This window comes from Psychrobacter sp. FME6 (genome assembly GCF_014861365.1).
GTDB lineage: Bacteria > Pseudomonadota > Gammaproteobacteria > Pseudomonadales > Moraxellaceae > Psychrobacter.
The window spans coordinates 1-19,227 of record NZ_RRYW01000027.1 but is presented as its reverse complement, the minus strand read 5'-3'; the positions used below and the strand labels follow the sequence as shown (position 1 = coordinate 19,227).

16 protein-coding genes and 1 tRNA gene are annotated in these 19,227 nt (G+C 43.7%); 5 read left to right on the top strand and 12 right to left on the bottom strand.

All coding sequences use genetic code 11. The features are described from left to right. Nucleotides 1–4: 4 nt before the first annotated feature. The 7 genes from rplC to EI162_RS05720 all read right to left on the bottom strand — a co-directional run bounded on the left by rplC (nt 5) and on the right by EI162_RS05720 (nt 6,776). On the bottom strand, nt 5–643 hold the full coding sequence (rplC, locus tag EI162_RS05750) for a 50S ribosomal protein L3 (protein ID WP_192523461.1): 639 nt from the start codon (nt 641–643) through the stop codon (nt 5–7). A 49-nt stretch (nt 644–692) separates the two neighbouring features. Next, nucleotides 693–1,004: a 30S ribosomal protein S10 gene (gene rpsJ / locus EI162_RS05745; protein WP_169393475.1), complete on the bottom strand. Its 312-nt coding sequence runs from the start codon at nt 1,002–1,004 to the stop codon at nt 693–695. A gap of 445 nt (nt 1,005–1,449) precedes the next feature. Next, the gene (locus EI162_RS05740; protein WP_192523460.1) at nt 1,450–3,051 is read right to left on the bottom strand and encodes an Rne/Rng family ribonuclease; all 1,602 of its coding nucleotides are present in this window, start codon (nt 3,049–3,051) and stop codon (nt 1,450–1,452) included. Nucleotides 3,052–3,211: 160 nt separating this feature from the next. Next, nucleotides 3,212–3,895 (bottom strand): Maf family protein, encoded by a 684-nt coding sequence (locus tag EI162_RS05735; RefSeq protein WP_192523459.1) that lies wholly within the window; start codon nt 3,893–3,895, stop codon nt 3,212–3,214. 194 nt (nt 3,896–4,089) lie between these two features. After that, on the bottom strand, nt 4,090–4,575 hold the full coding sequence (mreD, locus tag EI162_RS05730; protein WP_192523458.1) for a rod shape-determining protein MreD: 486 nt from the start codon (nt 4,573–4,575) through the stop codon (nt 4,090–4,092). A gap of 137 nt (nt 4,576–4,712) precedes the next feature. Next, nucleotides 4,713–5,573 carry a rod shape-determining protein MreC gene (gene mreC, locus EI162_RS05725; RefSeq protein ID WP_192523457.1) on the bottom strand — a complete coding sequence of 287 codons (861 nt, stop codon included), beginning with the start codon at nt 5,571–5,573 and terminating at the stop codon, nt 4,713–4,715. 174 nt (nt 5,574–5,747) lie between these two features. After that, entirely contained in the window at nt 5,748–6,776 is a 1,029-nt protein-coding gene (locus EI162_RS05720) for a rod shape-determining protein (RefSeq protein WP_192523478.1), read from the bottom strand. 596 nt (nt 6,777–7,372) lie between these two features. Here EI162_RS05720 and gatC point away from each other — a divergent pair. The 5 genes from gatC to EI162_RS05695 all read left to right on the top strand — a co-directional run bounded on the left by gatC (nt 7,373) and on the right by EI162_RS05695 (nt 12,099). Then, the gene (gene gatC / locus EI162_RS05715; protein WP_192523456.1) at nt 7,373–7,687 is read left to right on the top strand and encodes an Asp-tRNA(Asn)/Glu-tRNA(Gln) amidotransferase subunit GatC; all 315 of its coding nucleotides are present in this window, start codon (nt 7,373–7,375) and stop codon (nt 7,685–7,687) included. A 71-nt stretch (nt 7,688–7,758) separates the two neighbouring features. Further along, complete coding sequence (gene gatA, locus EI162_RS05710) at nt 7,759–9,255, top strand: Asp-tRNA(Asn)/Glu-tRNA(Gln) amidotransferase subunit GatA (RefSeq protein WP_192523455.1); 1,497 nt, start codon at nt 7,759–7,761, stop codon at nt 9,253–9,255. After that, nucleotides 9,255–10,784 carry an Asp-tRNA(Asn)/Glu-tRNA(Gln) amidotransferase subunit GatB gene (gene gatB / locus EI162_RS05705; protein WP_192523454.1) on the top strand — a complete coding sequence of 510 codons (1,530 nt, stop codon included), beginning with the start codon at nt 9,255–9,257 and terminating at the stop codon, nt 10,782–10,784. Before gatA ends, gatB begins: the two co-directional genes overlap by 1 nt. A 114-nt stretch (nt 10,785–10,898) precedes the next feature. Then, nucleotides 10,899–10,975: transfer RNA gene (locus EI162_RS05700), tRNA-Pro, on the top strand. A 155-nt stretch (nt 10,976–11,130) separates the two neighbouring features. Continuing rightward, nucleotides 11,131–12,099 carry a DUF1853 family protein gene (locus EI162_RS05695; RefSeq protein WP_192523453.1) on the top strand — a complete coding sequence of 323 codons (969 nt, stop codon included), beginning with the start codon at nt 11,131–11,133 and terminating at the stop codon, nt 12,097–12,099. Between the two features lie 54 nt (nt 12,100–12,153). Here EI162_RS05695 and EI162_RS05690 read toward each other — a convergent pair whose 3' ends face one another. The 5 genes from EI162_RS05690 to folC form a co-directional block, all read right to left on the bottom strand. Next, nucleotides 12,154–13,416, bottom strand: a complete 1,263-nt coding sequence (locus EI162_RS05690; protein WP_192523452.1) for a hypothetical protein — start codon at nt 13,414–13,416, stop codon at nt 12,154–12,156. A 122-nt stretch (nt 13,417–13,538) separates the two neighbouring features. Further along, nucleotides 13,539–14,996 carry a hypothetical protein gene (locus EI162_RS05685; protein WP_192523451.1) on the bottom strand — a complete coding sequence of 486 codons (1,458 nt, stop codon included), beginning with the start codon at nt 14,994–14,996 and terminating at the stop codon, nt 13,539–13,541. Between the two features lie 260 nt (nt 14,997–15,256). Beyond that, nucleotides 15,257–15,787 carry a DUF2726 domain-containing protein gene (locus EI162_RS05680; protein ID WP_192523450.1) on the bottom strand — a complete coding sequence of 177 codons (531 nt, stop codon included), beginning with the start codon at nt 15,785–15,787 and terminating at the stop codon, nt 15,257–15,259. 305 nt (nt 15,788–16,092) lie between these two features. Beyond that, entirely contained in the window at nt 16,093–17,322 is a 1,230-nt protein-coding gene (locus EI162_RS05675) for an SPOR and LysM peptidoglycan-binding domain-containing protein (RefSeq protein WP_192523449.1), read from the bottom strand. Nucleotides 17,323–17,570: 248 nt separating this feature from the next. After that, a complete protein-coding gene (gene folC, locus EI162_RS05670) occupies nt 17,571–18,947 on the bottom strand; it encodes a bifunctional tetrahydrofolate synthase/dihydrofolate synthase (RefSeq protein ID WP_192523448.1) in 1,377 nt (458 codons plus the stop codon). Nucleotides 18,948–19,227: the final 280 nt, after the last annotated feature.

Here is a 19,227-nt window from a genome sequence, read left to right as displayed (position 1 = left end):
TTGCTTAGGCTTTGACTGACGGACGTACGATGACATCGCCACCGGTGGCACCTGGGATAGCACCCTTGATGACAATTAACCCTTTTTCAACATCAACCGATATCACTTCTAGGCCTTGAACGGTAACGCGTTTGTTACCCATCTGACCTGGCATTTTTTTGCCTTTGAAGACTTTACCTGGTGACTGGTTCTGACCAGTTGAACCAAGGGCACGGTGAGATACTGAGTTACCATGGGTGGCATCTTGCATGCTAAAGTTGTGACGCTTTACGCCGCCTTGAAAGCCTTTACCTTTACTTTGTCCTGTGACATCAACTATCTGACCTTGTTCGAACAAGTCAGCTAGGATTTCACCACCAATCTCACGACCTTCAAGATCGCTTTCATTGGCACGAAATTCCCAAACACCACGACCAGCGGCAACGCCAGCTTTAGCGAAGTGACCTTTTTGTGCGGCTGTTACGCGGCTGTCACGACGGGTGCCTGTGGTAATTTGGATGGCTTGATAACCATCTACATCAGTATTTTTTACTTGAGTAATGCGGTTTGCATCGACCTCAACCACTGTCACAGGGATAGATGCGCCTGTTTCAGTGAAGACACGGGTCATGCCGCATTTTTTACCGACTAAACCGATCGCCATTTTAGACCTCTTTATATCTTATATTAATGGGTTGGGTGTGTGATGTGCATTAACCCAAAGCAATTTGAACGTCAACACCCGCCGCTAAATCTAGCTTCATTAGCGCATCCACAGTCTTGTCAGTAGGCTGAACGATATCAACCATACGCTTGTGAGTACGGATTTCGTACTGGTCACGAGCGTCTTTATTAACGTGTGGTGAGGTTAGAACGTTGAAGCGCTCAATGCGAGTCGGCAACGGTACAGGACCACAAATTTGCGCACCAGTGCGCTTTGCAGTATCAACGATCTCTTGTGCAGATTGATCGATTAGACGATGATCAAAAGACTTAAGACGGATACGGATTCTCTGGTTAGCCATGCCAGCAAGCTCCTAATATGGGCCTTTGTCATCTTTGCTTCGCAAAGATATGAGCAAAAGCCGTTTGGTTAAATATTCACTTTAAGCGGCCTTCTGTTCTTAACCAGAATGAGTTCTTTATCGGAACTTATAGCGTGCCAAAAGCAAAATAGTTTAAAGCCCCGCCGACCCTTCCATTATAGGATGTCAGCAAAGGCATAATGAAATAGTGCTAGAAACGATGCTCTAGCTGTCATAGCGCCAGCTGTTTGATTGGCTGCGCATATATAATTCAGTGGTGTATATTATACATAGAATTTCATTCATTGCAAGAGTAATATCTATGGTGATTCAAGATATTACTCTTTATAAACATCATGGTTGAATGACGCTATTTATTTGTGTTATTTGCGATAACTGAGTCTATAGCCATAAATAATAATGAGAACATCAGTCTAAAACAACATTAATCCAAAACAATGTCGTACTGCTCTTGGGTATATAAGTTTTCTACATCAAAAGTAATCACCCTACCTAATAAGTACTCTAAGTCTGCCACCGTATCCGATTCTGTCGTCAACAGTAAATCAATGACCGCTGCATGAGCGACGACGGTAAATTTCTTGGGAGAGTTATAAGTACGGGCGCAGCGCATGATTTCACGGAATATCTCAAAGCAAACCGTTTCAGCTGTTTTGACGAAACCGCGTCCTTGGCAAGTTGAGCACGGCTCACAAAGTTGCTGCCCGAGCGATTCACGTGTACGTTTGCGGGTCATCTCTACCAAGCCCAGCTCACTGACTTGGGTAATCTTAGTCTTAGCATAATCTTGGGTCAGCTGCGATTGCAGGCTCTCGAGCACATCATCTTTATGCTGCTGCTCCAGCATATCAATAAAATCTAGGATAATAATGCCACCCAGATTGCGCAGACGTAACTGACGGGCGATGGCATGAGTGGCCTCAAGATTGGTCTTATAAACCGTATCCTCTAATGAACGCCCCCCGACGAAAGAGCCTGTGTTGACATCAATAGTCGTCATCGCCTCAGTTTGATCAATAATCAGGTAACCCCCTGATTTTAAATCTACACGGCGTTTTAGGGCATCACGTAAATCGTCCTCGACGCGGTGTACATCAAACAAGGATTGCTCAGCGGTGTAATGCACGATGCGATCATAGATAAAAGGGACAAATTCTTTGGCGAAATATCTGACTTGCTCATAGATTTGGGTATTATCGATCACGACTTTTTCGGTATCGGCATGCACCAAGTCACGAATAGAGCGCAGTGGTAGTGATAACTCTTGATAAATAAGCTCTGAGCTTTGATGGTGGTTAATCTCTTGGCGGCGCGCGCAAATGGTACGCCACAGCTGCAATAGATAATAAATATCTTCTTCCAGCTTATTCACAGGGACACGCTCAGCAGCGGTACGGGCAATAAGCCCACCTTTTAGGTTAACGGTTTGCATCAAGCTACTAAGCTCACTTTTTAAACGAGTACGTTCCTCGTCGCCATCAATACGCTGCGAGATACCGATATGCTCACTGGATGGCAAATAAACCAAATAGCGAGATGGCAGCGATATATTGGTGGTTAAGCGCGCCCCTTTGCTACCCAACTGATCCTTGGTAACCTGCACCAAAATGCGTTGGCTCTCGTGCAAGCGGTGTTGAATGAGGGTCTTAGAAACAGGGATAACGTCCGTACTCTGGGTACTGATAACGGGTGGCGTCACTGCCAAACTATCTTCTATAATAGTGCCCGCTTTATGGTTATCTGCATCCGCTTCTTTACTGGTATTTGCCACGGTTTTGTTTTCTGCGACTGGACGAGGCTGGCGCTGCATATCATTGACGTGTAAGAATGCGGTACGCGATTGACCGATATCAACGAAGGCGGCCTGCATCCCAGGAAGGACACGTACGACTGTACCTAAGTAGATATTACCAACCAGCCCCAATTTATGGTGACGTTCAATATAAATCTCACCCAAGATACCATTGTCTAAAACTGCAACACGGGATTCCATTGGACTAATATTAATCAGCAGCTCTTCGGACATAATATTTTTCTCTTATCTCTCAGCTTTTTTGGTTAGACGGTCATTGCCTATTATTATGACAGTGTAACAAATGCGACTTGCTCTTGCCCATCACCCTACCGTGTCATTATGTGCAGCAACTTAATGTGCAATAACGTAGCCAGTAACCCTTAAGCAAGGTTCAACACGCCCTATTTTCTGTAACTTTTTTAATGAGTGCTAGTGTTTGCGAAAGCGGTAAACCAACGACATTGGTATAACTGCCATTGATACGGCTGACCCATGCAGCACCTAAGCCTTGGATACCGTAACCGCCCGCTTTATCAGCAGGCTCGCCGCTATCCCAATAATCACTCATCATCTCCATAGTTAATGGAATAAAGGTCACTTCTGTGCGCTCAGTAATTTGCTGCTGATTAACCACTTGAAACGCTTGCTCATCATTTGAGCCGTTAGCCAGCGTTGAGTTGTTAGAAGGCTTAGGGAATAATGATACTTGCGTGGCTTGCACTGCCGTCCATACTTCATGGACACTATCAGACATTTGCTGCCACATGCTATACGCATGTTCGCGGTTGGTTGGTTTTACCAGCACCGTCTTACCATCTGGTAGCACGCCAATGGTATCAGAGGTCAAAATGATAAGCGGTTGGGCAAAATTGTCTTGGTCAGTTTTGAGGGTTTGATTGATGTGTTGTACCGCCGCATCTGCTTTGGCAGCGACCATGCGTTCAATATAGTTTTTGGGCGATTCGTTGTCGTGTGGCGTTTCATCGATGTCTACGCTTAGGGTACTAAAATCTAACTGCGCTCTTGTTAGCAATTCACGACGACGCGGTGAACCAGAGGCTAAAAGGATATCCATCGTTACTCTCTTATTGTGTAAATTTATAGTGTGCTTCTCTCTGAGAGCTTTTATAAGCAATCGTACTATAATTGACTCTCTTTAAAACCGATACAAGTGCTACCAACGTATCAGTTTTATGTAGAGCTGCCTATATATCGTCTTGAGATTGAATCTACGACGGGTAATGGTACTTTTTATTAACGTGCAAATTATTAACGTGCAAACTTGCGTAAAGCCAGTAATACCAGCGGCCAACTTATGATACTCATCACTAAAGATAATGCGGATTTTGCAAAAAAGACATTTTGAACAAACATCTGTAATATCCACAGATTCAACTGAAAAACTATCAAACCCAAACTCGCTATCAACCATGCACTAATCGTATTTAATTGCTTAATATAGATACTGGCTATCCTGATAACCAGTGCCACGACCACCGCAGCAAAGGCTTGCTGCCCTAAATGGGTATCCATCAGTAGATCCGCAATAAGACCAATGGTGAATGCGGTAAAGATACCAACGTAGCGTGGCTGAAATAGCAACCAAAAAATCAGCACCATTATCATAACCATAGGCCGTAGTGTTGCCATACTAGGGCTTAATGGATAGACATTGAGCGATGAAGCGGCGACGAAGCTAAGAATAATCGCAACAACCAACAGTACCGTTATATTGTCAGAATCAGGATGCGACATGAGTACTTACCTTAGGAAGTGTTTAGCGAGAGCTATTAACGTGTTGATTGGGGTTCGATAGATTTGAACGTCGTAGCGGAAAAGGTATTGATAAACAGCTAGCTCATAAGTATAAATTTAAGCGAGCTGCCACGCCATCAACGCTCATTGATAACACTGTTGTTTTTATTGACTAGCTTATCTTGTAGTATCAGCACATAAGCGTTATCAATAAAGTTCGCGGCTGGCGTCACTTCGATACTTCTAAAGTTATCGGCTTGCGTGTCCTCAATATGAGCGATTTGACCAACGCGATAGCCTGCTGGTATGCGTCCACCCAAACCCGATGACACCAGCTCATCACCCACGCGCACGTCTGAGGTTTTAAAGACATAATTGAGGCTAAGTAAGGTAGGTATACCTTGACCGGTAACAATAGCGCGCTGCCCCGTACGCTTGACGGTAACCGCCACGGATTGCTGTTCATCGGTAATCAATAATAAACGACTGGTATTGGGATAGACATTGATAATCTGTCCTAAAATACCGTCCTCATCGATAACCGTCTGTCCGACTTGCGCCCCATCTTGTGCGCCTTTATTCAGTACCACAATCTGTCTCAGTAAATTGGTATCTGTACCAATTACCTGTGCCAAATTTAAATCAAACTGTTCAGGCTTGGTCGTTGATAAGATACCTTGTAGGCGGGCGTTTTGTGCCAAGATATAATCCTGCTGCTGCAGCTTGGCTTGAGCGTGGATAAGTTGCGACTTTAGCTGCATGTTTTCACGGCGTAGCGCTTCTTTGGACTGCATGCTACCACTGGCCCAATGCGTGGCGTAACTCGGTAACAACGACAGCTCATAAATAGGCTGCATGGCGGCATGACTGGTATTACGTATTGGCTTAAACCACTCTGAGTTTTTGCTATCGAACCACATCAGTATCAAAGCTACTATCAATACAATAGCGGCCTTGCGTAGTGCTAATGGCTGGCGCGCAAAAATACTTGGGGTCATAAGTCGTCAACTCAGGGATGATAAAATAAGCGGTAACCAGTAATAGATTTTGGCATTTATTAAGGCAATTAAAGGCAGCGCAACCGGCTACCTTTAACTTTATATTTTTCGCTTAATCGTTGATACCAATAATAATTAAGCACCATCACATTGAAAATGCTTAACCAAAATCAATTAAACAAAAATCATGTTCAAACTCTTGTTATTGATAAAATCAAGGGCAATACCACCGCCGCGGCTCACACACGTTAATGGCTCTTCTGCCACAGTCACAGGCAAACCCGTTTCTCTTGAAACCAGCTTGTCTAAATCGCGTAATAATGCCCCGCCGCCGGTCAATACGATACCGCGCTCAGCGATGTCTGATGACAATTCTGGCGGCGTCTGCTCAAGGGCGGCTTTTACGGCACTAACAATACCGCTTAGTGGGTCACTCAAGGCTTTTTGCACTTCTTCTGAATTGACAGTAAAGGTTTTTGGCACGCCTTCTGCCATACTACGACCACGAACTTCGACTTCTAGTTGACTGTCCTCATTTAATGCAGAACCGACTTCTTGTTTGATACGTTCAGCGGTGGTTTCACCAATCACGCAACCATGGGTACGGCGGACATGAGTAATGATGGCTTCGTCAAACATATCGCCACCGATACGAATCGACTCGGCATAAACGCAACCTGACAGCGCGATAACCGCTATTTCAGTCGTACCACCACCGATATCAACCACCATCGAGCCACTGGCTTCATGGACGGGCATGCCAGCACCAATCGCTGCTGCCATCGGTTCCTCTAATAGTAGTACTTTGCTTGCGCCTGCTGACGACACCGCTTCACGAATCGCTTTGCGCTCAACCAAAGTAGACTTGCAAGGCACACAAACCACCACGTTAGGCTGCGCCATAAAACGCTTGGCTTTTACCTTAGCAATAAAGTGTTTCAGCATTTTTTGCGTCACTTCAAAGTCCGCAATCACGCCGTCTTTTAAGGGACGAATAGCGGTGATATTGGCAGGTGTACGGCCTAGCATTTGCTTGGCATCCACACCTACAGCTGCAACGGTAGGGTTCTGGGTACGATTGCTTCGTAGCGCGACCACCGTAGGCTCGTCGAGCACCACGCCTTTACCAGGAATAAAAATAAGGGTGTTCGCAGTACCGAGGTCGATTGCGATATTATTTGATAAAAATCCAAACAGGTTCATGACTAATATATCCAGCGTCTTACGAATGAGGCGAATGAGAGTGACTGAGGGGTTACTCATCAGTGTTGAGCAGGTCGTCGTTAGACATTACCTGTGGCGAGAGTTTATCATCGCAACAAGTCAAACCGAAGCAATAATGATGAAATGAAAAAACTGAGCTAAATTATACCGATTTGGCTCAAAAAAAACACAGATATTTGCACCAGTTAGCTAGAATTTTACGCTTAAGCGCTAAAAGTTGTTACAAAATTTAAAATGGTAAACAATCTCAATTCATTTAACGAAACATCATTTAATTCAACAACTAACAAGGCGTTACAGCCAGGCGATATTTTTGCTTAGCAGCGAATGCCCACTGTAACGTATTTTGTCACTCAACGGGGCGCAATTGATGGTTAACCCATAACTGTCTGGTCAACTTTGCAAAGCCGCTTCGAGTAAAGATTGTGCAGCAATCCAGCGTCATGCTCTGTAATCTTCAGTGAGATGCTTTATAATAAAGCCACTGTATACACATCTTATTTTGGTTTATTTTAATATTTGCCTATTTTGACCATATTCCACTCTAACAAAAACTGTCCTGCACTGGAGAAATCATGTCTCAGCAACCATCAACGTCTGACAGCAACGTCAGCCGCGAAGAAATCCTAGAAGTTGCCAACCTGGCGCGTTTGGGTGTCGATGAAAGCACTGCCGATAGCTATGCCGATGACATCAGTAAAGTATTAAAACTGATGCATACCCTTGGCAATGTGGACACTACCGATATCAAACCGTTAGCCAATATTCATGAAGCTTGCCAAGAATTGCGTGCTGATATTGCCAAGCACGATATCAATCGTGAGCGCAATCAATCGGTCGCGCCTGCTGTTGAAGAAGGGCTGTATCTAGTACCACAAGTGATTGAATAGGCTGCCGACGCTATCTTTTAACTTTATCTCATTTTATTTTATGCTATTAACATTTTGACGGACGACACCTTATGTCTGAACTTCATTTATTGAGTACCCAGCAGCTTATTACAGGCTTGCAAGACCAACAATTTAGCAGCGCGGAATTAACCGAACACTACATCAAGCGTATCAACGCGCTAGACAGCAAAGTTAACAGCTTTATCACTCACACTTCTGAGACGGCATTAGCACAAGCACAAGCGGCAGACGAGATGCGCGCGCAAGGCGATAAACGCCCATTACTTGGTGTCCCCATGGCGCACAAAGATATTTTTTGTACCCAAGGTGTGTTGACGACTTGTGGCTCCAAAATGCTGCACAATTTTGTCTCACCCTATAACGCTACTATCGTCTCTAACATCGAAAAAGCGGGCATGATTAGTCTTGGTAAGCTCAATATGGATGAGTTTGCGATGGGTTCAGACAATAGCAGCTCTTACTATGGCACGGTACAGAACCCTTGGAATCTAGAACGCGTCCCCGGTGGCTCATCAGGTGGTAGTGCAGCAGCCGTCGCTGCAGGGTTCATACCAGTTGCAACGGGTAGTGATACAGGTGGCTCTATTCGTCAACCTGCCTCATTTTGTGGCTTAACCGGCATTAAGCCAACTTATGGTCGCGTCTCTCGCTTTGGTATGATTGCTTATGCGTCAAGCCTTGACCAGGCTGGCAGTATGGGCCGTAGCGCCAAAGACTGCGCTTATCTGTTGCAGCCAATGATCGGTCATGACCCACGTGATGCAACCTCTATCAACCATGATATGCCTGATTATGTACAAGACCTAAACGATGCAGAAGCGGCGGCTGGCGATAAGCCATTTGCTGGCTTACGTATTGGTGTTGCCAAAGAGTACTTTAGCATTGGGCTTGATGCTGAGGTAGAACAAGCCGTACGTGCTGCTTTGAAAAAATACGAAGAGCTTGGTGCGACGATTGTAGAAGTCAATATCACCGACCCTGAGATTACCCTTGCCACTTACTATATGTTGGCACCAGCAGAAGCCTCTTCGAACCTATCTCGCTTCGATGGCGTGCGTTTTGGCTATCGCTGTGAAGACCCAAAAGACTTAATCGACTTGTACACCCGCTCACGCTCTGAAGGCTTTGGCCCTGAAGTACAGCGCCGTATCTTGACAGGTACTTATGCGCTATCTGCGGGTTACTTCGATGCCTATTATACCAAAGCACAAAAAATACGCCGCTTAATCATTAAAGACTTCGAGGAAGCCTTTGCCAATTGTGATGTGATTGCTAGTCCAACGGCACCAACAGCTGCTTATAAGCTGAGTGAGAATCTTGACCCCGCGACTATGTATTTGGGTGACGTTTATACCATCGCGGTTAACTTAGCAGGTCTACCTGCGCTCAGTCAGCCTGTTGGTTTAACATCAGAAGGTCTACCTATTGGCTTGCAATTAATTGGTCAATATTGGCAAGAAAGCAAGCTATTATCGACCGCGCACCTATTTCAGCAACAGACAGATCACCACTTGCAACACTCTACCATCGCGAAGGAGACGGTATAATGAACACAGCAACTACTACTGATAACAATGCCGTCCGCCAGCACGCTGTTCGTAAAGAGCTGTTCGTCGATGGTTATGAAGTGGTCATCGGTATCGAGATTCACTGCCAGCTTAATACAGAAAGTAAAATATTCTCCAGCGCACCGACTGACTTTGGACACGAGCCAAACAGCCAAGCCAGTATCGTTGACTTGGGTTTGCCTGGCGTGTTGCCAGTGCTGAATAGTGGCGTGGTAGAGCGTGCGCTAAAGTTCGGTATCGGCGTCAATGCCGAACTGGGTTTATTCAATACCTTTGATCGTAAAAACTACTTCTATCCTGATTTGCCTAAAGGCTATCAAATTACCCAGATGGCCAACCCTATCGTAGGCGAAGGCTATATCGATGTCGTGGTCAATGAAGGTGAGAAAAACGAATACCCCAAACGTATGGGTATCACCCGCGCGCATTTAGAAGAAGACGCTGGTAAATCGGTTCATGATGCTGTCGATGGTATGACTGGCGTGGATTTGAACCGTGCTGGTACGCCGCTAATCGAAATCGTCTCCGAGCCTGATATGCGCTCCGCTCATGAAGCACTTGCTTACATCAAGGCTATTCATCAGCTGGTTACTTGGCTCGGCATCTCAGATGCGGTGATGGCAGAAGGGTCATTCCGCTGTGATTGTAACGTCTCTGTACGTGAGCCTGGAAGCGAGCTGGGTACACGTACTGAGCTAAAAAACCTCAACTCATTCCGCTTTATCGAACGCGCCATCAATCGCGAAATCGAGCGTCAAATCGATATCATCGAGGACGGTGGTAAAGTCATCCAAGCAACCATGCTTTATGATCCTGATAAAGACGAAACTCGTGTTATGCGTACTAAAGAAGACGCCAACGACTATCGCTACTTCCCTGACCCTGACTTGCTGCCAGTGCGTATCGAGCAGCATACGGTTGATGAGATTAAAGCGGCGATGCCTGAGCTACCGGTTGCTCGCCGCGCTCGTTTTGAAGAGGAGCTGGGTCTATCAGAATACGACGCCCGTATCTTGACCGGTAGCCGTCAGCTTGCCGATTATTTTGAAGATGTGGTTGCAGAAGTTGGGCAAGCAGATGCTAAAATGGCTGGTAATTGGGTCATGGGCGACCTACTTGGTGCGCTGAATAAAGACGATACCGATATCGTTGACTCGCCTATCAGTGCCAAGCAACTGGCTGGCATGCTAGCGCGAATTAAAGATGATACCCTGTCTGGGAAGTTAGCCAAAAAAGTCTTTAGCGCGCTATATGAGCGCGAAGGCGGCGATGCTGATAACGCGGCAGATAAAATCATCGAAGAAAAAGGACTGAAACAAGAAACCGATACTGGCGCGATTAAAGCTATCGTTGAAGAAGTCATCGCTAATAATCAAACGATGGTCGATGAGTATCGCGGCGGTAAAGAAAAAGCCTTTAACGGTCTAGTCGGACAAGTGATGAAAGCCAGTCGCGGTAGTGCCAACCCTCAGCAAGTCAACCAAATCCTAAAAGAGCTATTGGGTTAAGGTCAATTGCTGATTGGTTATGCTGACTATTATAGGTAAAATACTATTGTAGATTTTGGCTAAAATAAATAGCCCTTGCAATATACATAATTTTGCGTAAAATAGTCAGTCATTCGGGGCGTAGCGCAGTCTGGTAGCGCACTACACTGGGGGTGTAGTGGTCGCAGGTTCAAATCCTGCCGTTCCGACCAAACATAGCAGTAAAGAGAAAAGCCAATCATTGTTTTCAATGGTTGGCTTTTTTTTGGATTGATTATTTCTAATATTATCTAGATTAAGATTGCCTATAGACTTTTACCAAACAAGCCGCTAGGGTAAATGCTACAACGTTATGATGGTCTAGCCTATGGCCGAGCCTATTGCTCAACCTCTCTCTACTCACCTTATAGATGCCGCACCTTGGGAAGCTTACCAGCGACCTTACGTACGTGATTTGGCGTATGTGCTTGCCTGCCCTAACGTCTTGACCAAATGGCTGGACTTCGTGCCGCATCAAAATACGCATGAGGTTGAGGTACATAGCGCCATATTTTGGCAAATGCAGTTTGAGGCATATCAGCAGCGTTTAAAAGAGCTGGACAGCACCAATGAATATCAGCAGCTGACACGTTATCTGTTAAAACGTCCTAGCCCCAATCGCTTAGGTTTTCACTTTGAAGGCTTATTGTCATTTTGGTTAGAGGATGGCTTTGCGCGCAATTTACATCCATACGAGACACTCGCTAATAACGTGCAGTTATACAATGGTAAGCAGACGACCGGCGAGCTTGATTTGATTTTGTATAATCATCAAGAGAAACTTGTCGAACACTGGGAGCTGGCGATTAAGTTTTTTATGGGGTCAGCGCCATTTGCTCCTGAAAATTGGGTTGGGATTAATTCTAATGATAATTTACAGCGTAAAATGACCCACATGCAAACTAAGCAATTTCGTACGGTTTGGGTGGATACTGAAAAGCATGGACAAGTCAAAATTGATAAGCGTTATGGCGTGATAAAAGGACGTTTCTTTTTACCGATAAATACCAAGGAGTTTGGTCACTTGGATTATCCTGATTGGCTAGCGCCAAGCTTTCCCATGCACGAATGGTGTGATAAAGATGACCAGCTTAATCTTGCTACGATTGATATGACCATCTTGCGATCCGCCCATTATATTGAATGGTTTAGTAAACGTGATTTTTACGATGGATGTCAACCGTCTTTTACCTACGATGAAAATGGCACACTAAAAACAGGACTGTACTTTGCAGGCGATAGACCAATAGTCATTTATCCTACCCAGCACGATCCAGTAGATGATAAATATCAGTAACCCTTATCGCTCTAGATCAGAATTGCACTTATTCATTGATACATATTTACTAAACTACCAAGCATAACGTCCATATAGACTAATCTCACTACGCTTAGCTTTTTCTGAATCAAGACTATCCGTCAGTAATTTGATGCCAACGTAGCGACTGTCTAGCGCCAAACCCAATGCCTGCGTCTGCGGTTCTACTAGACCAGTAATCATGATAGGAAAATTATCATGAGTCGTTTGATAGCCTGCTGATAGCTGGTACAAATCATGGATATCATTCACCTGACCATGTATCCCAAGTTGCCATTGATTGTCTAGTTGATGCTGGATACTACCTTCAACGCGCCACGGCAATGTTTGAGTGACATCATCAGTACTTAACTGCCCTTCTATCGTATATAGAGGTCGACCATTGACATCATAATCCAACGCATATCGCGTGCTTGGCATGTCTTTCCAATGCATACGCCCGAGAATATCGTAGCCGCGAAGAGATAATTGTGTGCTATCAGATAACTGACCTATGAGCTGCAAATCGAGTGAATAGCCATATCCCGAAGGTTTCGCGGGATTCCAGTTTAGATTTTCCTCCCCTAACGCTGGTTCGTCATAATAATAGTCGATATAAGCATTGGTTTTGTCCAAACTGTCCCGGATATTTGTTATTTCATTATTTGGTAAGGCTCTGGTGCTTAAATTGCCTACTACCTTACCTTCTAACGCATGTAAGCCCTGCCAAACGTTGGCACGAGTCGTCAATTGCCAGTTAGGCATAAGCTGCTGCGTCAAGCCAATATTGGCACCGAACCTTTCATTATGCTTGGCCTCTAAAAATAAAGGGTACGTCTGGCTGGTACTTGAAGGCTGTTCATTTTCATATTGCCAATAAACTTCCGCAGTTTCCTCACTAAAAGTCATCAAATAATCATAACGCCACCCTAATCCATAGCTAATAGCGCTGCCAGCAGGACGAATCGCAAGTGATGTTCTTCCTTGAGCATAAGCATGATCACCCGAGTCCAGCGGTGCATTCCAATCATCCAAAAATGCCGCGATAGGCTGCGTCGGACTATGAGCCGTAGCCATTACAGACCAATCTATCTGAGCATCTGATTGTTTGGGCTGACTGTCTAGCAAGCCTATTGTTTGAGTGTTTAGATCAAATCTTGTTTCAGCAATATTAGCAATCTGATTATCTTGAGCGATAGCAGGTGTGGATACTGCTATCGCAACCACCGTTGGCATAACAAACACTAAACGCTTATAAGAACGCGAGACTAAAATATTAGATAAAACAGGGTAACAAGATAAATGATAGCAAGACATAAGTTTCTCATGTTTATTAGAGGGCATAAAAAAGAGACAGTATGAGCTGTCTCTTTTCTTATTTTTGCTATATCTCAATCGCTACTAACAACGTTTGAGAGTTAATATGAGACAAGGCTCGATTATAGGATTATCAAACTATCATCAATAAACTTGGCTGTGATTTTGCCATCATTATCCATCAAATCACCATAGTCTTTGTCATTAACCATGATATCACCCAGCTTGCCGGCAGTGTCTTTAATGAAGTCACCATCGGCATCGACATTTAATTTGATCGACGCTTTGTTTTGCTCAACTAAAAACTGTGTGCTGACCACATCGTAATTACTGTCTAAGGTGGACTTACCTGTGACAAATAAGCTTTTACCTTCTACACTGGCTTTGAGGCCTTCTAACTCAATGATGTTACGAGCAGTACGTTTAAGATTGGCTTGAAAATCAAGTGGAATAGTCGTTGCGCCCTTTTTGGTCACATTACCTTTGATAGCCAACACTATTTCCATACCTACGTATTTATTCGCCGTTTCTTCAATATTACCTGCATCAGTCACTATCAAGAAGTTTTTAATGTCAGCATCATTGGCATTAGCGTTAAGTGTAATTTCTACATTGGTCGCAGGCTTTTTCTTAGTCATATTGCCGGTTATAGCAAGTTTGTAAGGGATGGTTCTTACCACTAAGCTATTATCTGCCAGCTTTTTACTGATATCTAACGCAGCAAATTCAAAGTTTTTTGCTTCGATAACACTATCGTTAGCAGTTAGCTTTAGATTGCCTAACTTTATTACCGCTTTTTCTAAAGTGATGCCCGCTCTGTTTACATCATTAAGGTCAAACTCGTCATCGACCACGATTTTATCACTAAACTGACCACTAACAGTGAAGCCTTTAGTTGAGCTAAGAGTCACAAGATCAGAGCCAGACCCTATTTTCAGACTCTTAAATCCAATACCGCCATTGAAACTAGCACTACTCGTATTAGAGCTTAATGCATTTTCAAAACCTTCATAGACAGTCTTGAAAGTATCTTGATTAACAAGCGTTTCTTTATATGTACCAGTACTTGGGTTATATATATAATCGTATTCTTTAACGACTACCTTAGTAGCACCTGAAAGCTGAAATTGTCCATCAGCATTCAATGTCGCTAAAAAACCACTCTCTGGCGTCAATGCTAAATCACCTAAAATATTATTGAATTCTTGATCATTAGCCAAAGCAACAATATCAACCGCTTTTAATTGTGATAAATCATTTTCTTGCATGTAATAATAAAGGCTGTTTGGCACATCAAAAGTATAACTAAGTCGCGCTTCTTGCTTCTCCGTAAGAATATCACTCGCGCCTTTATATACATTGGTCACGGCTAAATTATCACTAACGAATAGCTTAGCGGTACGAATCATCTCTTTAGCTTGATCAATCTCAGACAAATTATTATCCACAGGTGGCTTAACGGGTACATCTGGCGTCGTTGTCCCATTGCCAGCTGACACATTATTGTCGTTATCATCACCACAACCTACTAATACTAATGTACTGGCTAGCGCTAATGCCGTTAATTTAAACATTTTCATAAAATAATCCTTTACCCTGTAGTGATATTTTTAGAATAGAAATTAATCGACTTATTCATATTCGTAATATTTAGTTGCCTAAAAGTCTGTTTAGGAATAAGAAAACTTAAGTCTACTTATTAATAATGAATCATACATTTATTAGCAAATTTAGTCTATAAGGTAAATAATTATTATGGATATGTTACTTAAATATTAAGTATGTATTTTATACTCTGTTAAATGACAATTATTTTATGATGAGTGATGCACCTGCCGCATTAATAACTCTCAATCACCTGCATCAGCTCATATCTCAGCATATCAGCACTGGGCATACGCTCGGCGTGAAAACGCACGATAGCAATGCCAGCACTAGCAAGCGCCTTATCTTTTTTATCATCAGCTTTTTGCCGTGCTTTGCTGCTATGCGTCCAATCATCCAGCTCGATGGCAACCAGTGTCGTCTGAGCATCGATATCAACAATCACATAATCGACGCTTTGGCGACAAATACGATTAAACCAAAAACTACGTTCGGAGGTTTCATTACTATTGGCTTCGATGATTCGTGACAGCTGGACTTGGACAAAGATATGATATTCAGGCAAGGCGTTCTTTAACTTATTAAAAAATATTACTTCAGTATCGGTCATGATTGGCATGGGCGCGAATGGCCAAATGGCCAATTCATCACCGCGTACAGGCTTTGGATCAGGCTCAATGCTTTGAGGTTTGGACAACAGTTTTGGTAAGGTAATTAGCCCTAAAAAGCCAACCGCCAGTATTAAAAATATAACGCCAAATGACATGGTTTTACCTTATACATGATTAAAGCAGACGATTGTGGTTGATGGATGATTCAAATCATCACGCATATCCGACCGCTGCAAGGCAGCCTTTATAGGCTGACAGGTTATACAGAGAGAAACAGAAAAAATAAACGGCGCTCATCGTAGCTAAGCTGATAGCAATCGGCAAACACTAAAACAAAAAACACGACAGTAGGTGTCGTGTTTTAATATGAATGGTAGTAAGCAATGAAAATCTAAGCCAACTTGGTTCAAGTAATAATGTTTGGTTGAAGATTATTACCTGAAAACAGACTAAAAAATACCTAGCGCCAGTATAAAACCCAAGCACCGGTAGTATTGACCTTAGGATCACTATTAATCTTGTCTTTTAATGCCAAAGCCGCTACTTTCCCACGCTCAGGTCCCACTATGACACGGACACCGCGACTGGTGCGACTGGTCTTCACTTGATAGCCAGCTTCCTGAAATGTCTTTGCCATCTCGTCGGCTTTGGTCTGATTATTCGCCAATGCTACTTGCACCCCAAAGCTACCTTTGGCATCAGTCTCTTTCACCTCTTTACGAGCTTTACTAAGTTTTTGTTGGGCTTCACGCTTGGCATCAGCCGTTTTCTTAGCCAATGCTTCTTCTTTTTGACGCTTGTCTTCACGCGCTTTTTCGGCAGCTGCCGCTTCACGCTCTAGACGTTGTACTTGCTTACGAGATGGGATGGTTATGTTTTGACCCAGCTGTAGTGATGCCTTTGGTGAGATATTATTAGCCTGTGCCAACACCTCTACCGGCATATTGTATTGTCTAGCCAGCTTAATCAGCCCGTCGCCTCTTTTGACTTGATAATCAGAAGGTGATTTTGGTGGCTCTTTTTTAGCTGCTTCTTCGGCCTTTCTCTTTTTCTCAGCCAAAGCTTGGGCTTCAGCCTGTTTTTTCGCAGCGGCTTGTTTTTTAGCCTCAGCCTGCCTTTTTGCTTCCGCCTCTTTTTTACTCTCCGCTAGCTTTTTAGCGGCCGCTTGTTCTTCAACAGCAGCTTGGCGCTGGGCTTCCTGTTGTGCCTCGGCCGCTTTTTTCTGCTCGCTAGCATTCGAGTCAGTGTCAGTCTCAGCAGTCGTCGTTGCTGTATTATCACTTGTAGGTTTTGTGGTTGGTGTTTCAAGTGTGTCTTTTTTCTCTTCGCTGTCTTTATCGTTAGTAGTAGGCTTACTGCTTGCCAAATACTGCTGACTTTCAGCACGTGCTTTTGCCAATGCCTGTGCTTCAGCGGCTTCTTGTTCGGTTAAGAACTGCTTAGCACGCTTTTCTTGTTCGGCAACACGCGCGGCTCGCTCTTTTTGTTTTTGGGCCAAGATACGTTTTTCAGTTTCGATATCAGTCGTGAGTGGCTGAGACACTTTTTGCTCAGTACTTGGTTTATCGACCATAACTGACGTTGGCTGTGATTTATTACTATCCCCAATTTGTTGCACCATGGCGTATAGCATCACACTACCGCCGATAATCATCCCAATGCCCAATAAGGCTTGTCTCGAAAAGTTCATCCGTTTACGTCTCTTAGTTGGTAATAAGGTTGATTGAGCGGCGCAGCTATTGTCTCAAAACTCTAATATAGATAGCGTTGCTAAACAAACATTGCCGCCAGTTACGTTCATCGATTTTCAAATCGTATGCAGAGCTTCTAATATCAGCGCTCTAAATCATCTTGATTATAAAGCATATTTTTCATGCTGTCTGCCATCACGCAATTACTAAGATTAACATTAAACTGTTGCTGTTTTAACCTAAATTATCACATTCTTAATGCCGCTAGCGCCTCACCAATGGTATGAAACGAGCCGCATACCACAATTAAGTCTTGCGGCTGACTAGCCTTGATAACCGCTTGGGTCGCCTCTGGTAAATGTTCAAACGTATGTATTTGAGCACCATCGACATAAGTTACTAATATATCTTGCAGCTGCTCAGTACTGGCTGCGCGTGGATAGTCAATTTCAGCAATGAACCAATCACTAATGGGTAACCCTGCGGCGGTCAAACGTTGGACGACTTTATTAATATCTTTGTCGCCCAGCATGGAAAACAGCATTTTAATACTGGCAGGTTTATTGTTAGCTTGGTTGTTGTTTTGATTTGGGGCATCAGTGGTGTTTTGCTTGGTTAAATGCTGCTGCCAAAGTGGTAATAATTGTGCCAATAAGAACTCAACGCCTTGCTCGTTATGCGCCACATCAAACAACCAATGACGATTATGCATCTCGCGATAATCAAATCGTCCAGCGAGCTTAGTGGTTTGCAAAGCTTGCTCGATAGCATTGGTATCAACGTTTAACGGACTTGCGAGTACCGCTGATAACGCATTGGCAGTATTGGTTAACGATAATGCTGGTCGTGGCAGCTGCATAGTGACAGCGGCATTACTATATTGCCAAGTAGTTGCATTCATTTCACGGTAACTAAAATCCACACCCACTTGATAACAAGTCGCCTGATGGGAATCGATAGCCTGTTGTACGCTAGATGGCATTTCAGTAGCGCCATAAACCACGGTAATATCATCACGTAAAATACCTGCTTTTTCGGCACCAATAGCTTCGACATTATCACCCAACCAATCGACATGATCGATAGCTATATTGGTAATCACTGCCGTATCAGGATCAATAATATTGACCACATCCAAGCGACCGCCCAAACCAACTTCTAATACCCAAACATCACAATCCGCTTCCGCAAATATCAGTAATGCAGCTAGCGTCGTCATCTCAAAAAACGATAACGTTAAATCACATTTTAGACGCGCTGCTTCTACTTTGTTAAAGGCGTTAATTAAGGTTGCATCACTGACCATTTCGCCATTAATACGCACGCGCTCATTAAAAACACTTAAATGCGGTGATTGATATAAAGCCGTTTTATAACCTGCTGCTTGACACATTTGGGCGATAACAGCCGTCGTCGAGCCTTTACCATTGGTGCCCGCCACAGTAAATACATAGGCGTCGTCTTTCGCTGACTTTACTACGCCTAACGCCTCAGCCACTGGCAGTACTCTAGACAACCCCATATCTATCGCCGAGACATGAATCTGCTGCATATAATCAAGCCATTCTGTCAAGTTAGAGTGCTCAGTGGGAGTATTAGGGTTGGCAAGTAAAGAGTCAGACATGGGTAGAACCTATATTAGAATATTCGAATAGAAAGCAGACGTTTAAAAAATAAGACAGTATAGTCAGTGAAACGTAAAATCGATACATCACGTACTGCAGGTACCGTTTTTTCTTGCTTGCTGTGCCTACGCAGACAGAGGCTACAAAAAAACTATACCCGCAGTATCGTAGCGTTTTTAAAGTATTTTAACTATATACAACTGCCTGACCAAAAAGCAAAAATAGGTGTAATGGACAAAATTCATGCTAAAAAGTAGAAGGTAGTCGCTAATGGACATA